The organism is Methylobacterium sp. D48H (assembly GCF_053345715.1).
Window position 1 is genome coordinate 221878 of the sequence record NZ_JBKFAP010000004.1, and the last position, 18596, is coordinate 240473.

An 18596-nucleotide genomic window follows, 5' to 3' on the forward strand; every position below is an offset into this window, starting at 1 on the left:
CTCACCCTTGGTAGAAGTCGATCCGCCGGTCGAAGACGATGTTGCCCTTGTCGTTGCGCACGACGTTGTAGCCGTGCAGGCCGTCGCCGTTCTTGTCGAAGTTGTAGGTTCCCTCGGCGCCCTCGTGGCCGCGCACCGCCAGGATCGCCTCGCGGACCGCCTGCGGGTCGGTCTTGCCCGCCGCGTTGATCGCCTTGGCGAGCACCGTGACCGCGTCGAAGGTCCAGGAGGACTGGTTGTCGGGCGCGATCTTCATCGCGGCCCGGTAGGCCTTGCCGTAGGCGCGCGCGGCGTCGCCCGACTCCTCGGCGTAGTCGGCCACGCCGTAGGTGCCGTAGAGGGACGGCCCGGCGAGCTTCAGGGCGGTGACGTTGGTGATCGAGGGCGAGCCGACCCAGGGCGCGGTGACGCCGAGCTGGCGCAGCTGCCGGGCGAAGATGCCGATGTCGTTCTCGAAGGTGAAGTACGAGCCGATCACGTCGGCGCCCGACTGACGGATCGCCAGCACGACCGGCGTGAAGTCCTGGCTCTGGTTGGTGTAGCCCTGGTCGAGGGCGACCGTGGCACCGCCCTTGGCGAGGCTCTCGGTCAGCGCCTTGGCGCCGCTGGTCCCGAAGGCGTCGGTGGAGTGGATGATCGCCCACTTCTTCTTGCCCAGCCCGTTGACGCCGTGCTCGGCGATCACCCGGGCCGAGAAGGTGTCGTTGGGGCGGAAGCGGAACAGCCAGGGATTGCCGAGCTGCGTCAGGACCGGGTCGGTGCCGCCGAAACAGACGGGTTTCCCCGTCTTCAGGATGTCGGGCGCCATCGCGTGGTTCTGGGTCGAGCGGATCGAGCCGAGGAAGCCGACGAGGTCGCCCTGCGACGCCAGTTTCGAGAAGGCGAAGACCGCGCCGGGATTGGTGGTCTGATCGTCCTCCGTGACGATCTCCAGGGGCTTGCCGAGCACGCCGCCGGCCTTGTTGACCGTCTCCAGGGCGATCTTGGCCCCGGCGAGCGCGTAGCGGCCGGCATCCGCGCCGGGCCCCGTCACCGGGAGCACCATGCCGATCCGGACGGTCGACCCGGCGCCCTGAGCGCAGGCCGAGCGGACCACCCCCGGCGCCAGGCCGCCCGCGACTGCGGATGCGGCCCCCGTCAAGAAAACGCGGCGCGTCGTCCTCATTGGCGTATCCGTCCCACCGCCGATGCTCGGGCCCGGCGTTGGCGACGATGGTCCCTATTCCGCGCGCCGATGTCTATCCTGCAAACCTTCGACGCTCAGCTTCGATGAGAAGAAGCTCTCGGATCGTCACTCGACCGCTTTCGCTGCGGTGCGGCGAAGGCGAAGACGATGACGGCGAGGCTCCGCCCGCATTCATTCTGTCCTGACGCGCGCTCGGAACACGAAGATCCGAACAGGCGCGATCCGGAATGTGTACTTTCAGGCAGAGATCCGGCGTTCCTCTGCGGCGCGGGCGAGCGCAACAGGCGCTATAGGATCGGTGTACGCGCGGGAGAGGCCTGACGCGACCGGCGCATTCGGCGAGGAGGCGCTTCCGTTTTCCAGCGAACCGTTGCACCGTCGAGCTTCCAGCACGGGGCATCGCGGCCTGAAGCGCGCGCGGCGTACGAGCGGGCGCGAGCCCGCCTCAACCGCGACCGGCCCCGTCATCCAGTCGCGAGGCCGAACCTCCCATGGCGCCCATCATCACGACGGTCGAGGATCTGCGGCGGGTCGCGAAGCGGCGGGTGCCGCGGATGTTCTACGATTACTGCGATTCCGGTTCGTGGACGGAGTCGACCTACCGCGCGAACGAGGCCGAGTTCGCCGGCATCAAGCTCCGCCAGCGCGTCGCGGTCGACATGACCGACCGTACCCTCGCCACGACGATGGCCGGTCAGGCCGTCGCGATGCCCGTCGCCCTGGCGCCGACGGGGCTCACGGGCATGCAGCACGCCGACGGCGAGATCCTGGCGGCACGGGCGGCGGAGGCGGCGGGGGTGCCGTTCACGCTGTCGACGATGAGCATCTGCAGCATCGAGGACGTCGCGGAGAACGTCAGCAAGCCGTTCTGGTTTCAGCTCTACTTCATGCGCGACCGCAGCTTCAACGACCGCCTCATCGACCGCGCGAAGGCGGCGGGCTGCTCGGCCCTGGTCCTGACGCTGGACCTCCAGATCCTCGGGCAGCGCCACAAGGACATCCGCAACGGCCTGTCGGCCCCGCCGCGGCTGACGCCGGGCACGGTCCTCGATCTCCTGACCAAGCCCCGCTGGTGCTGGTCCATGCTGCGCACGCAGCGCCGGACCTTCCGCAACATCGTGGGGCACGTGGACGGCGTGCGGGATACCCGCTCCATCTCGGCCTGGACGGCGGACCAGTTCGACCCGCGCCTGGACTGGGACGACGTGCGGCGGATCCGCGACCGGTGGCAGGGTCCCCTGATCCTGAAGGGCATCCTGGACGTCGAGGATGCCGAGAGGGCGACCGCGACCGGGGCCGACGCGCTCATCGTCTCGAACCATGGCGGGCGGCAGCTCGACGGCGCCCCCTCGTCCATCGCCGCGCTTCCCGGGATCGCGGACGCGGTCGGCCGGCGCGTCGAGGTGCTGATGGACGGCGGGATCCGCTCGGGCCAGGACGTGCTGAAGGCCGTCGCCCTGGGCGCGAAGGGCGTGTTCATCGGCCGCGCCTTCCTCTACGGGCTCGGCGCCTACGGCCAGGCCGGCGTCGCCCGCTCCCTGGAGATCATCCGCACGGAACTCGACATGACGATGGCCCTGTGCGGCCATCGCGACATCCGCGCCGTCGACCGGTCCATCCTCTGGACGCCCTCAGCGCAGGAGACCCGGGAGGATGCGCCGCCCGTGCGGCGCATCGGGCCCTGACGGCGGGCGACCACCGGTCCGATCCGGACCTTCACGGTGTCGCGGTTCCCGATCCGAATCCCTCGCGGATCGCGCGTCGCCGCGGCCGAGGCGTTCCAGCGCGGCACCGGGCCGGGGGCCTCGCGCCGAGCCCGGGCCACAACGACAACGGCGCAGCGACCCGTGGGGTCGCTGCGCCGCTGGATCGGGCCGCCGAGGGGGGAAAGACGGCCTGCTGAATTCAATATGCCAGAAGAGCCGTCCGGGAGGTGCGCCCGAGCACATACAAAAGGATGTGGCGCGGCAGCGACAGAGATCGGCCATCACCTGTGGACAGCGCGAAGCGCCCTCGATCCGTCAAGGTTCAGGAGCGAGCGTGATGCCCTCACCACCGATCCGACCCAGCCATGTTCGCCAGCCCGCACGCCTTCGTCCTGCACCATCGCGAGCGCCTCGCCGTGCTCGTCTCCTCGGCCCTGTTCCTCGCGGGCGCGCTGCCGCTGTTCTGGGCCATCGGCTGACCGTTCAGGCCCGCCGCGCTGACCGAGCGTCCGGGTACGCCGTCCCGGCGCCCCGCATCGTGTCCGGCCTATCGACGCCTTCGAAGCAGGGCGCCGCTCCGCTCGGACGGCGTCGCGGCCCGGGGAGGCTCAGCGCGGCTTCGCCGGTCCGCCCGGCGCCCAGCCGTGGGCCTGGATGGCCGTCGTCAGCTTGCCCTGCATCTCTGGCATCACCGACTGGATCCATTGCTGCATGCCCGCGAGCTGGATCTGAGCGAGCTGCGGCTGGGCCGCCGCGAGGCGCTTCCCGGCGGGGGTCGCGTAGAAGGCGGCGATGGCCTGCAGCTCGTCCTTGTTCAGCACGGTGGCGAAACCGCGCGCCTGGATGTCGAGCAGTTCGTCGTAGTGTGCCGTGAGCGTCGGCATGACGACCTCCTGCACCAGCACCTGCGCCTTGTCGGGCTCCTTGATCCCGATCTGCTGCATCATGCCGATCATGGGGGCCGCCATCGAGCCGAGCGTCGCGGCGCGATCACCCTGCATCTGCGCGACGGTCTCCCGGGCAACCTTCAGCAGGGCCGGATCCGGCGCGGTCGTGGGCGCGGGCTTCGGGGCCGGTTGTGCCAGTGCCGCACCGATCGGGAAGGAGGTCAGGCACAAACCGACGACGAGGGCAGAGAAGCGCATGGCGGTCCCGTTCACGAGCGCCGCGCGGTCCACGAGGCCGCGCGGCCGGTCCGGGTAGCTACCACAGCTCCGAACAGGATCGATGACAGCGCCGGATCGCCCGGCACCGCGTCGCGCGCGGCGGGCCCTGAACTCGGGGTGCCGATCAGCACCGAGATCCGGCGGTCGCGGGCTCATGGTGTCCGCATCGAGGAATGGGAGGACACCATGCGTCAAACGTTTCTGCGGACCGGCGGTGCGGCCGCGCTGGTCGCCCTGGCACTCTGCGCCACCCCGCCGGCCGCTCAGGCGCGCGGCATCGGCGTCGGCGGCGCCGTGGCGCTGGGCATCCTCGGCGGCGTCGTGGCCGGCAGCGCCATCGCGTCCGCCAACAGCGGGTACTACCCGGGTCGCCCCGTCTACGCCGCGCCCGACCCGTACGGCGCCTGCCACTTCGAGCGCCGCGCGTACATCGACCCGTACGGGTACGAGCACGTTCGGCGGATCGAGGTCTGCGAGTAGGCCGAGCCCCGTCCCGGAGATCGCGGAACGGCGACCCGGCGTCGCCGCGCGCGGCCTCGCCCGCTAGGGCCGGCCTGATCGCAGGCGTGCGACCTCGCTCGGCCCGATCTCCAGGTAGAACCGGATCGCATCGTCGACGAGTGCGTCGGGCGTGACACCCGCCGCCTTCGCGGCCCGAGCGACCTGGAGGCCGAGCGCGAGGTCGATCCGCAGGTCGGCGCCCCGGCTCGACGGCGCGGGTGCGGCGGTCGGGGCCGGTACGGGCGCGGCGCTGCTCCGCGACTCGAGCTTGCCGAGCTTCGCTTCGCGACGCCCCCTGTGGACGAGCGCGTCGGCGCGCTCGTTGAGGCGGTCGCCGGCATGCCCCCGGACCCAGGTCCACTTCACGTCGCGCGCCGCGTTCAGTTCGTCGAGGCGCTTCATGAGATCGACGTTCTTCACGTCACCCGTCGTCGAGCGCCAACCCCGCGCCTTCCAGCCGCGCATCCACTCGGTCACCGACTTGACGACGTACTGGCTGTCGCACCGCATCTCGATCGCGGCCCCGGCGGGGAAATGCTCGAGGCCCTTGATCGCGGCCGTCAGTTCCATCCGGTTGTTGGTCGTGGTGCCGGGCTCCCCGCCGCACAGCTCGATCGTGCCGTCCGGGGCCGCGATGACGACGCCCCACCCCCCCGGCCCGGGGTTCGGGTCGCAACCGCCATCGGCATAAACGATCGTTCGCATCGTGGCGTCAGCCCTCTCGTACGGGTGGTCGGTGGACGGGCGCCATCGAGGCCCGACATCGGCCGACCGATGGTCGCCCCGGCCCGAGCCGGCATCGCCGGCGAGCGCGGCGGCACCTCTAGCACCGATCGCGCGCCGCGGCAGGGCCGGGTGAGGCGCGCGTCGGCGAGCGAGCGGTGTCCCGAAGGCCCGCGCCGACGGGCGGGCTCGGTGCTGGCGACGGAGGCGCATTCGTGTGAAACGCGCCGCACGGACGGAGATCGATGTGCGCCGGAATGGCTGAGGATGGGATTGCCGATTCGGGCCGCGCCTGGCGTCGGCTCGCCGCGGCGACGGCGCTCGGCACGGTCGGGGGCGTCGGCATGTGGTCGGTCGTCGTCGTGCTGCCCGCGGTTCAGGCCGAGTTCGGGGTCGATCGGGCGGCGGCCGCCCTGCCCTATACCCTCACGATGCTCGGCTTCGCGGTCGGCGGCCTCGTGATGGGCCGGCTCGCGGACCGCATCGGCATCGTGCCCCCGCTGGTCCTCGGCACCGTCTGCCTGGCCCTCGGCTACGGGCTCAGCGCCCTCGCGACGAACCTCTGGCAGTTCGCCCTCGTGCACGGCGTGCTCGTCGGGGCGCTCGGCAGCTCGGTCGCCTTCGGACCGCTGATGGCCGACGTGTCGCGCTGGTTCTGGCGCCGGCGAGGGCTCGCCGTCGCGCTGTGCGCGTCCGGCAATTACCTCGCGGGCACGCTCTGGCCGCCGGTGGTGGAGCGCGCGGTCCACGCGTTCGGCTGGCGCGCGACGCAGGCCGGCATCGGCCTGTTCTGCCTCGTCGCCATGCTGCCCCTCGCGCTGCTGATGCGGGGCCGGCCGCCACGGGCCTCGGCGACGCGCGCGGCCGGTCCGCAGGCCGTGACGACGCTGTCGCCCGCGGCGCTGCAGGGCCTCCTCGTCGTGGCCGGCACCGCGTGCTGCGTGGCGATGGCGATGCCGCAGGTCCACATCGTGGCGTACTGCAGCGATCTCGGGTACGGCGTCGCCCGCGGCGCGCAGATGCTGTCGCTGATGCTCGGCTTCGGCATCGTCAGCCGGGTCGCGTCGGGCTTCGTCGCCGACCGGATCGGCGGTCTCGCGACGCTGCTGGCCGGTGCGCTGCTGCAGGCGGCGGCGCTCGCGCTCTACCTCGCGTTCGACGACCTGACCTCGCTCTACGTGATCTCGGCCCTGTTCGGGCTGTTCCAGGGCGGCATCGTGCCGGCCTACGCGATCATCGTGCGCGAGTACCTCCCGGCCGAGGAGGCCGGGGCGCGGATCGGTGCGGTGCTGATGGCGACGCTGGCCGGCATGGCGCTCGGCGGCTGGCTCACGGGGGCGATCTTCGACGCCACCGGCTCCTACCGTGCGGCGTTCGTCAACGGGCTGGCCTGGAACGCCGTCAACGTGGCGATCGTGCTGTGGCTGATCCACTGCCGTCGGGCGCGCACGAGTCCGGCCGCGCTCTGAGGGCTCCGGACCCGCCCCCGGGATCTCGAGCCGTCCCGCCGGTCGCGGCTCCGCGCGCGTCTCACGCGTGCGCCTTCCCCGCGGGTCACGGCGCGGCCGATCCCGCCGCGCGGACGGGCGAGATGTCTGGCCGGAAGAACAGGCCCGCCTTCAGGCTGTCGCCGATGCGGTGCGCGCGCTCGATCAGGAGGGCGGCAGGTTCGGGCGGGAAATGGGCGGAGGCCGTCTCCCCGAACAGCTCGAGCCACCGCGCGAAGTGCTCGGGCTCGAGGCGGCCCAGCGCGAGATGCTTGCCGAACGGGTTGCCCTTGTACCGGCCTGACTTGAAGAGGACCGAGGACCAGAACGCCCGGACGGTCTCCATGTGCCGCGGCCAGTCCGGGTCGGGGATCGCGGCCGCGAAGACGGGTCCGATCAGCGCATCGCCGCGCACGCGCCCGTAGAAGGCATCGAGAAAGCGGGCGAGGCTGGCTTCGTCGAGCGCGACATCGGGCATGATCGTGAGATGCCGGCAGACCCCGCTCTCTTCAAGGGGGATCGGACGGCCGCCGGATCGGAGCCGGAGGGGACGGCGCGCGTCAGGCCTCGGCCGGTGCTGGCCGCAGGTGCCATTGACGGCGGTATCGCGCCATAATAAATGATGATCATAATTTTTCAGTCGATCGGCTGCGACGGGGCTCGGTGATGGACGCGCGATGGGTGATCGGGTTCGCCGGCTTGGCACTCGCGGCATGCTCGCCGGCCGAGACCGCCGTCACGCCGGAGCCGCCGCTGGTGCAGACCGTCGCGGTCGCGCCCGCCTCGGCGGCGGTGGCGCGCTACACCGGCGTGATCCGGGCGCGCACCGAGAGCAACCTCGGCTTCCGGGTCGGCGGCAAGATCTTCGAGCGCCTCGTCGACCCGGGCGACCACGTGCGCCTCGGCCAGCCCCTGATGCGGCTCGACCGGACCGACTTCACCCTGGCGCTCAACGCGGCCCGCGCCTCGGTCGAGGCGGCCCGCGCGCAGATGATCAAGGCCAGGGCCGACGAGGAGCGCAGCCGCAAGCTCGTCGGCGACGGGTGGACCTCCAAGCAGACCTACGACCAGAACAAGGCGGCCGCCGACGCGGCCATCGCCCAGTTCGCCAACGCCGAGGCGCAGGCGAGCCAGATCGCCAACCAGGCCGGCTATTCCGAGCTCCAGGCCGATGCCGACGGGGTCGTGATGGAGGTGCCGACCGAGCCGGGCCAAGTCGTCGCCGCCGGGCAGACGGTGGTGAAGCTCGCCCGCGACGGCGCGCGCGAGGCGGAGGTGTTCCTGCCGGAGGGGAGCCGGCAACGCGCGAAGGGCACGGCGTCGGCCACCCTCTACGCCGAGGGCGAGACGACCTACCCGGCCAAGCTCCGGGAATTGTCGGCCACGGCCGATCCGGCGACCCGCACCTACCGCGCCCGCTACATCCTGTCGGGCGGGGGCGAGACCGCGCCCCTCGGGGCGACCGTGACGCTCCAGCTGATCCCTGCCCAGGGACAGGCGCGGGCTTCGGTGTCCGTGCCGCTGGGGGCCCTGTTCGACCAGGGCGGCGGCTCGGCCGTCTGGCGCTACGACGCCGAGACCCAGACCGTCGCGGCGCAGCCCGTCACCGTCGCGCGCCTGTCGGAGGAGACCGCGGAAGTCGCCTCGGGCCTGACGCCCGGTGACCGGATCGTCGCGCTCGGCGCCCATCTGCTGAGAGCGGGCGAGAAGGTCCGTCAGGCCGACGCCAGCGTCGTGGAGGCCGGTCGATGAACGCCTCCGGCTTCAACCTCTCGGCCCTGGCGGTGCGCGAGCGCGCCGTCACGCTGTTCCTCCTGCTCGCCGTCACCGCGGCCGGGATCTTCGCCTTCGAGAAGCTCGGGCGCGCCGAGGACCCGACCTTCACGGTCAAGACCATGGCGGTCTCGGCCGCCTGGCCCGGCGCGACCACCGACGAGATGCAGCGGCAGGTCGCCGACCCGCTGGAGAAGCGGCTGCAGGAGCTCGTTTACTACGACCGCGTCGAGACGACCGTCCGCCCCGGCCTGATGCTGATGAAGGTCTTCTTCAAGGACAGCATGCCACCGGCCCGGCTCCAGTCGGAATTCTACCAAGCGCGCAAGAAGCTCTCCGACCAGGCCTCCGGCCTGCCGCGCGGCGTGCTCGGGCCGCTGTTCAACGACGAGTTCTCGGACGTCTACTTCGCCCTCTACGCGCTCCAGGCCCAGGGGCTGCCGCACCGGAATCTCGTGCTCCGCGCCGAGGAGCTGCGCCAGCGGCTGCTGCGCGTGCCCGGCGTCGAGAAGATCAACATCCTCGGCGAGCAGGCGCAGAAGATCTTCGTCGAGGTCTCCTACCAGCGCCTCGCGACCCTGGGCATCACCGGCCAGCAGCTCCTGGCGGCGCTCGCCAACCAGAACGACGTGACGCCGGCCGGCTTCGTCGAGGCCGACGGCCCGCGGGTCTACCTGCGCCTCGACGGCGCCATCGACGGCCTCGACGCGATCCGCGACCTGCCGGTGGCGGCCGGCGACCGCAGCCTCAAGCTCGGCGACATCGCCGAGGTGAAACGCGGCTACGAGGACCCGAAGACCTTCGCGATCCGCAACGACGGCGCGCCGGCCCTGGTGCTCGGCCTCGTGATGAAGCCGGGCTTCAACGGACTCAGCCTGGGCGAGGCGCTGAACGCCGAGGAGGTCGCGATCCATCGCGATCTCCCGACCGGCATCACCTTCACGAAGATCACCGACCAGGCGAGGGTGATCGACGACGCCATCCACGAGTTCATGGTGAAGTTCTTCACAGCGCTCTCGGTGGTGATCTTCGTCAGCCTCGTGGCGCTCGGCTTCCGGGTCGGCATCGTGGTGGCGCTGGCGGTGCCGCTCACCCTCTCGGCCGTGTTCGTGGTGATGATGATCACCGGCCGCGACTTCGACCGCATCACGCTCGGCGCGCTCATCATCTCACTGGGCCTCCTCGTCGACGACGCCATCATCGCCATCGAGATGATGGTGGTGCGCATGGAGGAGGGCGCCGACCGGGTCTCGGCGGCGACCCATGCCTGGAGCGCCACCGCCGCGCCGATGCTGACCGGCACGCTCGTCACCATCGCGGGCTTCCTGCCGGTGGGCTTCGCCGCCTCCACGGCGGGCGAGTATGCCGGCAACATCTTCTGGGTGGTGGCATACTCGCTGATCGTCTCGTGGGTCGTGGCCGTGACCTTCACGCCCTACCTCGGCGTCAAGCTCCTGCCGAACATCAAGACGGTCGAGGGCGGCCACGCCGCGATCTACGCCACGCGGAACTACCAGCGCCTGCGCCGGGTCGTGCGGCTCTCGGTCGACCACAAGTGGATGGCCGCCGGCATCACCGTTGCGCTGTTCGCGGTGGCCGCGGTCGGCATGGGCAAGGTCGAGAAGCAGTTCTTCCCGAACTCGGAGCGCTCCGAGCTCATCGTCGAGGTGACGCTGCCGACCGGGTCCGCCTTCGCGACCACCGAGGCCAGCATCCGGAAGGTCGAGGCGGCCGTGCGCGCGCTGCCCGAGGCGGGCGAGATCACGAGCTATATCGGCCAGGGCATGCCGCGCTTCGTGCTCTCGTTCGACCCGGAGCTGCCGGACCCCGCCTTCGCGCAGATCGTCGTCCAGACCGCGGATTCCCACGCCCGCGACGTGCTGCGCGGCAAGGTGCGCAAGCTCGTGGACGACGGCCGCTTCCCCGAGGCGCGGGTGCGGGTGCTGCAGATCGTGTTCGGGCCGCCGGTGCGCTTCCCCGTCGCCTTCCGGGTGGTCGGGCCCGACCTCACCGTCATCCGGGGCATCGCCGCGGAGGTGCGCGACGTGATGATGGCCAACCCCAACATGCGCCTCGTCCACCTCGACTGGGGCGACAGGACGCCGACCCTGCACCTCGCCCTCGACCAGGAGCGCCTGCGCCTGATCGGCCTGACGCCGAAGGAGGCCGGCCAGCAGCTGCAGAGCTACCTCAACGGCACGCCGGCGACCCAGGTCCGCGAGAACCTCCGCTCCGTGGACGTGCTCCTGCGCAGCCCCGGCCCCGAGCGCCGCTCGCTCGGCGACATCGGCGACCTGACGCTGGCCACGCGGGACGGGCGGCAGGTGCCGCTCTCCCAGGTCGCGCACCTGGAGAGCCGCAACGAGGACGCGGTGCTCAAGCGCTACAACCGCGAGACCTACATCCGCGTGCAGGGCGACGTGATCGACGGCAAGCAGCCGCCGGACATCCATGCGCAGATCGTCCCCGAACTCGCGGCCATCAAGGCGAGGCTGCCGCCCGGCTACCGCATCGACACGGCCGGCTCGGTGGAGGAGAGCGAGAAGGCGATGAAGGCGCTCGTCACGGTCTTCCCGCTGATGCTGATCGTGACCCTGACGGTCATCATGCTGCAGGTCCGCTCGTTCACCACGATGTTCATGGTGTTCGCGACCGCGCCGCTCGGCCTCGTCGGGGCGGTCCCGACGCTGCTCGTCTTCCACCAGCCCTTCGGCTTCAACGCGATCCTCGGCTTGATCGCGCTGTCCGGCATCCTGATGCGCAACACGCTGATCCTGGTGGACCAGATCCACCACGACCGCGCGGCGGGCCTGTCGGACTACGAGGCCATCGTCGAGTCGACGGTGCGGCGGGCCCGACCGGTGATCCTGACGGCCGCTGCCGCGATGCTCGCCTTCGTCCCGCTGACCCACTCGGTGTTCTGGGGGGCGCTGGCCTACGTGCTCATCGGCGGCGTCGGCGTCGGGACCCTGCTGACCCTGCTGTTCCTGCCGGCACTCTACGCCCTCTGGTTCCGGGTGGCGCGGGACGCGCACGCGCCGCGGACCGCACCCGGCCCCGCACCGGTGCCCGTGCCGGCCGAGCCCTGACCCGGCCGCCCCCCACCGATGCCCCGCTCGGGGCATCCCGCGATCGCGCGCTCGGGTCCCGGGCGCGCGGTGCGTCGACCGGCCCGCGCTTCGCCCCCTCGCGCGGGCCGGTCGGCAGCCCTGAACGGCCGCCGCGGCGCGACCGCGACGCCGCTCTCCGCCCGGCCTCGGGCATCCGCGGCTCGCCGTCCCTTCAATAAATGACATCTCGCATCTATGTGAGGAGGCGGAGCGGAGGACGGTACGATGCCGAGGGTCTCGCAGGAGCAAGCCAAGCTGAACCGCCAGCGCGTGGTCGAGGTCGCCTCGGCCCTGTTCCGGGAGCGCGGCCTACACGGTATCGGCGTCGTCGACATCATGGCGGCCGCGGGCCTGACCCATGGCGGCTTCTACGGTCAGTTCGCCAACAAGGATGCCCTCGCCGCGGAGGCGTTCGACGCGGCGATCAGCGCCGAGTACCGGGCCAACCTCGACGCCTTCATCGAGAATTACCTCTCCCTGGGGCATGTCCGCACGCCGGGGAGAGGCTGCCCCGTCGCGGCGCTGGTGAACGACGTCGGGCGTGAGCCGCCCGGAAGCGCCCTGCGGGCGCGGTTCACCCAGGGGGTCAAGGGGCTCGCCGGTCTCATCGCGGACAGGCTGCCCAGAGCGTCGAAGGAACGCCGCCGGCAGCGCGCCCTGATCGCGCTGTCGACCATGGTGGGGGCGGTGGTGCTGGCCCGGGGCGTCGACGACGAGGCCCTGGCCGGTGAACTGCTCGAGGCGGCGCGCTCCACGATCCCGGGCTGAGCCGGTCCGAGGCGGCACCCGGCTCGGGCCGCCTCACCGCCGGGACGGGGACGGGCGATGCGACGGCCCCAGATGCCGCGACGGCGCGCGCGGCCCGCCGGGCGGGCCGCGGGTTTCGGATCGACGGTGTCCGTCACGGCCGTCCGGCGCGTCCGGACGGAGGGTTGCGGGCCGTCAGCCCTCCGCCTTGGCGAGGAAGTCGAAGTCGCAGCCCTCCGGAGCCTGCGTGACGCTGCGCCGGTAGAGCGCCTTGTAGCCCCGGGCCGGAACCGGCGGCGGTTGGTGGTCGGCGAGCCGGCGGGCGATCTCGTCCTCCGCGACCAGGAGATCGACGCGCTTGTCCCGGATCGACAGGCGGATGCGGTCGCCGTCGCGCACCGCGGCCAGCGGCCCGCCCACCGCGGCCTCCGGGGCCACGTGGAGGACGATCGACCCGAAGGCCGTGCCCGACATCCGCGCGTCGGAGATGCGCACCATGTCCTTCACGCCCGCCTGCGCCAGCTTCTTGGGGATCGGCAGGTAGCCCGCCTCCGGCATGCCGGCCGCGTGCGGGCCGGCATTCTGCAGGACGAGGATGTCGCCGGGCGCCACGTCGAGCGCGGGGTCGTCGATGCGCGCCGACAGGTCCTCCAGGCCGGTGAACACCACCGCCCGGCCCTCCGACTCGAACAGGTCGGGCGTCGCCGCCGCGCGCTTGAAGATCGCCCCGTCGGGCGCGAGGCTGCCGGACAGGGCCACGAGGCCGCCGACCGGCGACACGGGATCCGCCGCGGTGCGGATGACCGCGCGGTCGACCCAGGACTCCGGCTCGTCCAGGCGCTCGGCGAGCGTCCGGCCCTCTACGTCCACGGTGTCGAGATGCAGGAGCGGGCGCAGTTCGCGCAGGAGCGCGCCCATGCCGCCGGCGGCGTGGAAATCCTCCATGTAGCCCTGCCCCACGGGCTTCAGGTCGACCAGCACCGGCGTCTCGTCGGAGATCTGGTTGAAGCGCTCGGGCGAGATCCGGATGCCGAGCCGCCCGGCGATGGCGGTGAGGTGCACGATGGCGTTGGTCGAGCCCGACACCGCCATCAGCACGCGGATCGCGTTCTCGACCGACTTCTGCGTGATCACCTGGGAGGGGCGGATCCGCGTCTCGATCAGCCGCACCGCCGCGCGGCCGGTCTCCTCGGCGGCCACCAGCCGGTCGGAATGCACCGCCGGGATCGCGGCGGTGCCCGGCAGCGACATGCCGAGCGCCTCGGCGATGCACGCCATGGTCGAGGCCGTGCCCATCACCGCGCAGGTGCCGGCCGTGACGGAGAGCCGACCCTCGACCTCGGCGATCTCCTCGGCGTCGACGGTGCCGGCCCGGTACTTGGCCCAGAAGCCCCGGCAATCCGTGCAGGCGCCGAGCCGCTGGCCCCGGTGACGGCCGGTCGACATCGGGCCGGTGACGATCTGGATCGCCGGCAGGTCGGCGGAGGCCGCGCCCATGAGCTGGGCCGGCACGGTCTTGTCGCAGCCGCCGATCAGCACCACCGCGTCCATCGGCTGGGCGCCGATCATCTCCTCGGTGTCCATGGCCATGAGGTTGCGGTACATCATGCTGGTCGGGTTGAGGAAAACCTCGCCGAGCGACACGGTCGGGAACGGCCGCGGCAGGGCGCCGGCCGCCAGCACGCCGCGGGAGACCGCCTCCACCAGCTCCGGCATGCCCCGGTGGCAGTTGTTGAAGCCCGACGGCGTCATGGCGATGCCGACCACCGGCTTGTTCAGCAGGCCGACCGAGATGCCCATCGAGCGCGCGAAAGAGCGGCGCAGGTAGCGGGCGAAGTCGCGGTCGCCGTAATTGGTCAGGCCGCGGTCGAAGCCGTGCGGTTCGTCGGTCATGGTCGTCTCCTCGCGTGGGCGGCCCGGGTTGCCCCGGCCGTCCGGTCTGTCTCAGCGGTCGCCGGGCTCCCGGCTCTCGGAGCGCGCGTCGAGCAAGTCCTCGCGCGCGTCGTCCCACCCCTGTCGTTGGCGCCGCGTTCCCGGCGGAGCGCCGCCGGATCGGTTGCGGCCGCCGACGGCATCGGGGTGCGGACAGGCATGTCCCAGTCCGGCGCCGATGACGAGGCCTCTCAAGGCATGGCCCATCGGATAGGTGTCCGAGAAGGGGCTGCGCGGGTTCCGGAGCGCGAAAAGCGCGGCCGCGTCACCGCGCCCGGTGCCGGCCCCCGCGGCGGCGCCCGCGTTCCGCACGATCCGTCCGGCGTTGCATCCGTAGCGGGACAGAGATCGCTCAGGCGGCAGGCGATCTGTAAGACGGTTCCGGCGTCGGCGGCCCCGGCGCTTCGCGGCAACGGGCTACCGGGTCACGTCATGGATTTGCGCAGAGCCGCGGTCGGGCTCACCCGTCAGGTGCGTGACGCCGTCCGCGGCCGGCCGGGCACCGTGTCACCGCGCGGCTCGACGGGGCGCGCGAGGACCGGGCTGTCGCGGCGATCGCTGGGCATCCTGCTCGTCCTCGCGGCGACGGCCGTCTGGCTGGCCGTCGCCCTCGTGCCCAACCTCCTCGGGAAGGGCGGAGCCCTGTGGGCGATCGTGCACGGCGCGTGCGTCCCCCACGCGTTGCGCGGACAGGGCCCCGCACCGTGCAGCCTGGTCGACCTGGAGGGCGGGGTCGAGAAGGGATACGCCATCCTCAAAGACCTTCGCGGGCGGGCGCAGTTCCTCCTGATCCCGACGGCGCGCATCACCGGCATCGAGAGCCCCGTGCTCCTCCAGCCCGGCACGACGAACTACTTCGCCAAGGCGTGGCGCGCCCGAACCTTCGTGGAGGAGCGTCTCGGCCATCCGCTCGACCGGCGGGACGTCAGTCTCGCGGTGAATTCGCGGCTGCGGCGGACCCAGGGGCAGCTGCACATCCACATCGACTGCGTCCGCCGGGATGTCCGCGACACCCTCCGCCGCCTCGCACCCACGATCGGGGATCGCTGGGCGCCTCTCGCGGAGCCGCTGGTGGGTCGCCCGTACAGGGCGATGCGCGTGCTCGGCGAGGATCTCGGCACCGCGGACCCGTTCGACCTGCTGGCGCGCGACGACGGGGCGCGCTCGGCCATGGGCGAGCACGCCCTGGCCGTCGTGGGCGCCGAGTTTTCGGGCGCGAAGCCGGGCTTCGTGCTCCTAGACGGTCTGGTGACCAGCCGCTTCGGCAAGGCCTCCAACGGCGAGGTCGTGCAGGACCACACCTGCGCCGTGGCGGCGGAGCCCGCGTCGAGCGGGTTTCGGCCACTGGAAGACTGACGCGGGCGGATCCGGCTTCCGCCGTGGGTCGGGTTGCGCGGTGCCGGCCGCGGGCCGCATTCCGGCCGGCCCTCGCGTGAGCGACGTCGCGGCGGCCGGCGGCGGCGCGCAAGTCTTATAAATGACCTCAAATCTGCGCCGACGCCCGCAGCGGGGCGGGTAGCCCGAGACAAGGGCCGACTCTGACGCGTGCCAAGTCGACGATCATCCCGACGAGAGCGTCCGCGAGAGTCGGTCGCACTCCGCCCATCCGCCGCCGGTCCCCTCGCGCACGGGGCGTCTCGGTGCAGCCACCGGGGGCTCGGTACTCAGGTCATATATATGACACATGAATATTGACAGACCTTCCCGGGGGCGTATCCTCGATCCGACGCCGACGAGGTCGCGGACTTCGCAAGATCGGCGCGCGGACAGGTGAGGAGCGCCATGACGGCACGGAGCATCATCCGGCTCGTCGGGACGGTCGCGGTCCTATGGGGGGCGCTCGGCGCCGCCCGGGCCGAGGTCTCGACCGTGCGGCTCGCCAAGCAGTTCGGGATCTCCTACCTGCCGCTCACCGTGATGGAGGAGGAGGGCCTGCTCGAGAAGCAGGCCAAGCAGCGCGGGCTCGACGTCAAGGCCGAGTGGCTGCGCTTCACCGGCGGCTCGGGGATGAACGAGGCCCTGCTCTCCGGCAACCTCGATCTCGCCTCCGGCGGCGTCGGCCCGTTCCTGACGATCTGGGGCCGGACGCAGGGCAATCTCAAGGTCAAGGGCGTGGCGGCGCTGAACGCGATGCCGCTCTGGCTGGTCACCATCAACCCGGCGGTGAAGTCGATCACGGATTTCGGACCCCAGGACAAGATCGCCCTGCCGACCGCGAAAACCTCGATCCAGGCCATCACCCTGCAGATGGCCGCCGAGAAGGCCTTCGGGCCGGGCCAGCAGGCCAAGCTCGACCCGCTCACCGTCTCGATGGGGCACCCGGACGCGCAGACCGCCATGATGGGCGGCCGCTCCGAGATCACCGCCCATTTCGGCTCTCCGCCCTTCCAGGAGATGGAACTGAAGGACCCGCGCGCCCGCAAGGTGCTCGACAGCTACGACGTGATGGGCGGCCCCCACACCTTTAACCTCGTCTGGGCGACCAACCGCTTCGTCACCGAGAACCCCAAGGTCACGGCGGCCTTCCGGGCGGCGCTGGAGGAGAGCCTCGCGCTGATCCGCGACGACCCGGCCCGGGCCGCCGCCCTGTGGATCAAGGCCGAGGGGGCGAAGATCTCGCCCGAGGAGGCCGTGGCCATCATCCGCGCGCCGCAGAACGCCTGGACCACCAAGCCGGAGCGGATGCTCGCCTACCTCGCGTACATGAACCGGGCCGGGCTGGTCTCGGCCAAGGCCGACAGCGAGAGCGAGCTGTTCTTCCCCGATCCGAACGCTGCCGGCGCCCCGAAGGAGGCCAACCGGTGACGGCTCCCGTCGGCCACGCGGCCGTCGACCCGGGCGCAGGCGAGACGCTGCGGGTGCATGTCCGGCGCGGAGAGACCGTCGCGGACTACGCGGTGCCGCGCCGGGCCAACCAGACGGTGCTCGACGTCGTCACCGAGATCCAGCGCGACCAGGACCCCACCCTCGCCTACCGGTTCGCCTGCCGGGTCGGCATGTGCGGCTCCTGCGGCATGACGGTGAACGGGCGCCCGCGCTGGACCTGCCGGACCCGAGTCGCCGCCGTGGCACCCGACGGAGAGCTTCTGCTGGAGCCCCTGCGCAACCTGCCGGTGGTGAAGGACCTCGCGGTCGACATGGAGCCCTTCTTCGAGAAGTGGCGCCGGGCCCACGGCTTCTTCGAGCCGGGCGAGAACCCGCCCGAGGATTTCGCGGTCGTGGAACCGGAATCCGCCGCGCGCCGGGAGGTCGATGCCGGCATCGAGTGCATCAATTGCGGCGTCTGCTACGCCGCCTGCGATCTGGTGACGTGGAACCCCGACTATCTCGGGCCGGCGGCCCTCAACCGGGCCTGGACGCTGGTCAACGACGTGCGCGACCGCGACCGGGATCGGCTCGCCGCGGTGGCGGGCGATGCCGGCTGCCATTCCTGCCACAGCCACATGAGCTGCACCGAGCATTGCCCGAAGGGCCTGAGCCCGACCTTCTCGATCGCGGGCCTCAAGCGCGAGACCGGCAAGGCGGCGCTGCGCCGGTTCTGGAGGCGCGGATGAGCCCGCTCCTGTACCTCGCCCAGCGCGGCACCGCGGCGATCCTGGCGGTCACGGTCGCGGTCCATCTCGGCACGATCCTCTACGCGGTGCGCGGCGGGCTCACGGCCGGCGAGATCCTGGGCCGGACGCAGGGTAACCTCGCCTTCCTGCTGTTCTACGCGGTCTTCGTTCTGGCGGCCGCGATCCACGCGCCGATCGGCCTGCGCAGCGTCCTGCGCGAGTGGACCGGCTGGCGCGGCCGCTCCCTCGACGTCTCCATGATCGCCCTCTCGGCCCTGCTCGCCGGGCTGGGCCTGCGGGCGGCACTCGCGGTGTACGCGGCATGAGGACCGCCCCGGGCACGGCCGGGCGGGCCGGCATCACCCGCGCGTCCCTGCGCCGGCCCGGCTTCGCCGCCGCGCTGATCCACCGGCTCTCGGGGATCGCCCTGGCGCTGTTCCTGCCGATGCACTTCATCGCGCTCGGCACCGCGCTCCAGGGTGCCGACCGGCTGGAGAGCTTCCTCGGCCTCACCCATAACGGCTTCGTCCGCACGGCCGAATGGGGACTCGTCTGCGCGCTCGCCGTCCACATGGCGCTGGGGTTGCGCGTGCTCGCCATCGAGTGGCTGCGCTTCCGCGAGCGCAATGCCCGCGTCGTGGCGGGCTGTCTCGCGGCCGCCTTCGCGGTCGGCCTGCTGTTCCTCCTGAGCGGGGCCTGATCCCCCGACCG

The 18596-nt window shown here is 71.8% G+C and carries 16 protein-coding genes; 11 read left to right on the top strand and 5 right to left on the bottom strand.

From position 1 onward, the window contains the following. Position 1: 1 nt before the first annotated feature. Positions 2 to 1165 carry an ABC transporter substrate-binding protein gene (locus tag ACLBX8_RS11430; protein ID WP_447699235.1) on the bottom strand — a complete coding sequence of 388 codons (1164 nt, stop codon included), beginning with the start codon at positions 1163 to 1165 and terminating at the stop codon, positions 2 to 4. Positions 1166 to 1677: 512 nt separating this feature from the next. Here ACLBX8_RS11430 and ACLBX8_RS11435 point away from each other — a divergent pair. Then, entirely contained in the window at positions 1678 to 2871 is a 1194-nt protein-coding gene (locus tag ACLBX8_RS11435) for an alpha-hydroxy acid oxidase (RefSeq protein WP_056530545.1), read from the top strand. Positions 2872 to 3500: 629 nt separating this feature from the next. Here ACLBX8_RS11435 and ACLBX8_RS11440 read toward each other — a convergent pair. After that, positions 3501 to 4037, bottom strand: coding sequence for a DUF2059 domain-containing protein (locus ACLBX8_RS11440; protein WP_100251818.1), 537 nt, complete (start codon positions 4035 to 4037; stop codon positions 3501 to 3503). 207 nt (positions 4038 to 4244) lie between these two features. Between ACLBX8_RS11440 and ACLBX8_RS11445 the strand changes: the two genes are divergently transcribed. Continuing rightward, positions 4245 to 4538, top strand: a complete 294-nt coding sequence (locus ACLBX8_RS11445; protein ID WP_056530937.1) for a hypothetical protein — start codon at positions 4245 to 4247, stop codon at positions 4536 to 4538. A 63-nt stretch (positions 4539 to 4601) separates the two neighbouring features. Here the strand turns inward: ACLBX8_RS11445 and ACLBX8_RS11450 are convergent, their stop codons facing one another. Beyond that, positions 4602 to 5264, bottom strand: a complete 663-nt coding sequence (locus ACLBX8_RS11450) for a ribonuclease H family protein (RefSeq protein WP_447699234.1) — start codon at positions 5262 to 5264, stop codon at positions 4602 to 4604. A gap of 275 nt (positions 5265 to 5539) precedes the next feature. On the opposite strand from ACLBX8_RS11450, the gene ACLBX8_RS11455 reads away from it, so the two are divergent. Next, the gene (locus ACLBX8_RS11455; RefSeq protein WP_447699233.1) at positions 5540 to 6751 is read left to right on the top strand and encodes an MFS transporter; all 1212 of its coding nucleotides are present in this window, start codon (positions 5540 to 5542) and stop codon (positions 6749 to 6751) included. Positions 6752 to 6836: 85 nt separating this feature from the next. Here ACLBX8_RS11455 and ACLBX8_RS11460 read toward each other — a convergent pair whose 3' ends face one another. Further along, positions 6837 to 7247, bottom strand: a complete 411-nt coding sequence (locus tag ACLBX8_RS11460; protein ID WP_447699232.1) for a group III truncated hemoglobin — start codon at positions 7245 to 7247, stop codon at positions 6837 to 6839. A gap of 188 nt (positions 7248 to 7435) precedes the next feature. Here ACLBX8_RS11460 and ACLBX8_RS11465 point away from each other — a divergent pair, with 188 nt between their 5' ends. The 3 genes from ACLBX8_RS11465 to ACLBX8_RS11475 all read left to right on the top strand — a co-directional run bounded on the left by ACLBX8_RS11465 (position 7436) and on the right by ACLBX8_RS11475 (position 12420). Further along, positions 7436 to 8521, top strand: coding sequence for an efflux RND transporter periplasmic adaptor subunit (locus ACLBX8_RS11465; RefSeq protein ID WP_091978509.1), 1086 nt, complete (start codon positions 7436 to 7438; stop codon positions 8519 to 8521). Continuing rightward, complete coding sequence (locus ACLBX8_RS11470) at positions 8518 to 11631, top strand: efflux RND transporter permease subunit (RefSeq protein ID WP_447699231.1); 3114 nt, start codon at positions 8518 to 8520, stop codon at positions 11629 to 11631. Before ACLBX8_RS11465 ends, ACLBX8_RS11470 begins: the two co-directional genes overlap by 4 nt. A gap of 246 nt (positions 11632 to 11877) precedes the next feature. Beyond that, positions 11878 to 12420, top strand: coding sequence for a TetR family transcriptional regulator (locus ACLBX8_RS11475; RefSeq protein ID WP_447699230.1), 543 nt, complete (start codon positions 11878 to 11880; stop codon positions 12418 to 12420). A gap of 174 nt (positions 12421 to 12594) precedes the next feature. Here ACLBX8_RS11475 and ACLBX8_RS11480 read toward each other — a convergent pair whose 3' ends face one another. Next, on the bottom strand, positions 12595 to 14292 hold the full coding sequence (locus tag ACLBX8_RS11480; protein ID WP_447699229.1) for an IlvD/Edd family dehydratase: 1698 nt from the start codon (positions 14290 to 14292) through the stop codon (positions 12595 to 12597). A gap of 471 nt (positions 14293 to 14763) precedes the next feature. Here ACLBX8_RS11480 and ACLBX8_RS11485 point away from each other — a divergent pair, with 471 nt between their 5' ends. The 5 genes from ACLBX8_RS11485 (at position 14764) to ACLBX8_RS11505 (ending at position 18585) form a co-directional block, all read left to right on the top strand. Beyond that, complete coding sequence (locus tag ACLBX8_RS11485; protein WP_447699228.1) at positions 14764 to 15687, top strand: CDP-diacylglycerol diphosphatase; 924 nt, start codon at positions 14764 to 14766, stop codon at positions 15685 to 15687. A gap of 426 nt (positions 15688 to 16113) precedes the next feature. Next, a complete protein-coding gene (locus ACLBX8_RS11490; RefSeq protein ID WP_447699227.1) occupies positions 16114 to 17136 on the top strand; it encodes an ABC transporter substrate-binding protein in 1023 nt (340 codons plus the stop codon). After that, positions 17133 to 17885, top strand: coding sequence for a succinate dehydrogenase/fumarate reductase iron-sulfur subunit (locus ACLBX8_RS11495; RefSeq protein WP_020094912.1), 753 nt, complete (start codon positions 17133 to 17135; stop codon positions 17883 to 17885). The genes ACLBX8_RS11490 and ACLBX8_RS11495 overlap by 4 nt, the downstream gene beginning before the upstream one ends. Further along, entirely contained in the window at positions 17882 to 18211 is a 330-nt protein-coding gene (locus tag ACLBX8_RS11500; RefSeq protein WP_447699226.1) for a succinate dehydrogenase, read from the top strand. Before ACLBX8_RS11495 ends, ACLBX8_RS11500 begins: the two co-directional genes overlap by 4 nt. Beyond that, positions 18208 to 18585, top strand: a complete 378-nt coding sequence (locus ACLBX8_RS11505; RefSeq protein WP_447699225.1) for a succinate dehydrogenase, cytochrome b556 subunit — start codon at positions 18208 to 18210, stop codon at positions 18583 to 18585. Before ACLBX8_RS11500 ends, ACLBX8_RS11505 begins: the two co-directional genes overlap by 4 nt. Positions 18586 to 18596 lie beyond the last annotated feature (11 nt).

What these genes read in the sequence shown, in the direction of transcription:
- ACLBX8_RS11505 (WP_447699225.1), top strand. Translation starts at nt 18,208, where the DNA reads ATGAGGACCGCCCCGGGCACGGCCGGGCGGGCCGGCATCACCCGCGCG.
- ACLBX8_RS11490 (WP_447699227.1), top strand. Translation starts at nt 16,114, where the DNA reads ATGACGGCACGGAGCATCATCCGGCTCGTCGGGACGGTCGCGGTCCTA.
- ACLBX8_RS11455 (WP_447699233.1), top strand. Translation starts at nt 5,540, where the DNA reads ATGGCTGAGGATGGGATTGCCGATTCGGGCCGCGCCTGGCGTCGGCTC.
- ACLBX8_RS11460 (WP_447699232.1), bottom strand. Translation starts at nt 7,247, where the DNA reads ATGCCCGATGTCGCGCTCGACGAAGCCAGCCTCGCCCGCTTTCTCGAT.
- ACLBX8_RS11470 (WP_447699231.1), top strand. Translation starts at nt 8,518, where the DNA reads ATGAACGCCTCCGGCTTCAACCTCTCGGCCCTGGCGGTGCGCGAGCGC.
- ACLBX8_RS11450 (WP_447699234.1), bottom strand. Translation starts at nt 5,264, where the DNA reads ATGCGAACGATCGTTTATGCCGATGGCGGTTGCGACCCGAACCCCGGG.
- ACLBX8_RS11435 (WP_056530545.1), top strand. Translation starts at nt 1,678, where the DNA reads ATGGCGCCCATCATCACGACGGTCGAGGATCTGCGGCGGGTCGCGAAG.
- ACLBX8_RS11475 (WP_447699230.1), top strand. Translation starts at nt 11,878, where the DNA reads ATGCCGAGGGTCTCGCAGGAGCAAGCCAAGCTGAACCGCCAGCGCGTG.
- ACLBX8_RS11445 (WP_056530937.1), top strand. Translation starts at nt 4,245, where the DNA reads ATGCGTCAAACGTTTCTGCGGACCGGCGGTGCGGCCGCGCTGGTCGCC.
- ACLBX8_RS11440 (WP_100251818.1), bottom strand. Translation starts at nt 4,037, where the DNA reads ATGCGCTTCTCTGCCCTCGTCGTCGGTTTGTGCCTGACCTCCTTCCCG.
- ACLBX8_RS11485 (WP_447699228.1), top strand. Translation starts at nt 14,764, where the DNA reads ATGGATTTGCGCAGAGCCGCGGTCGGGCTCACCCGTCAGGTGCGTGAC.
- ACLBX8_RS11500 (WP_447699226.1), top strand. Translation starts at nt 17,882, where the DNA reads ATGAGCCCGCTCCTGTACCTCGCCCAGCGCGGCACCGCGGCGATCCTG.
- ACLBX8_RS11465 (WP_091978509.1), top strand. Translation starts at nt 7,436, where the DNA reads ATGGACGCGCGATGGGTGATCGGGTTCGCCGGCTTGGCACTCGCGGCA.
- ACLBX8_RS11480 (WP_447699229.1), bottom strand. Translation starts at nt 14,292, where the DNA reads ATGACCGACGAACCGCACGGCTTCGACCGCGGCCTGACCAATTACGGC.
- ACLBX8_RS11430 (WP_447699235.1), bottom strand. Translation starts at nt 1,165, where the DNA reads ATGAGGACGACGCGCCGCGTTTTCTTGACGGGGGCCGCATCCGCAGTC.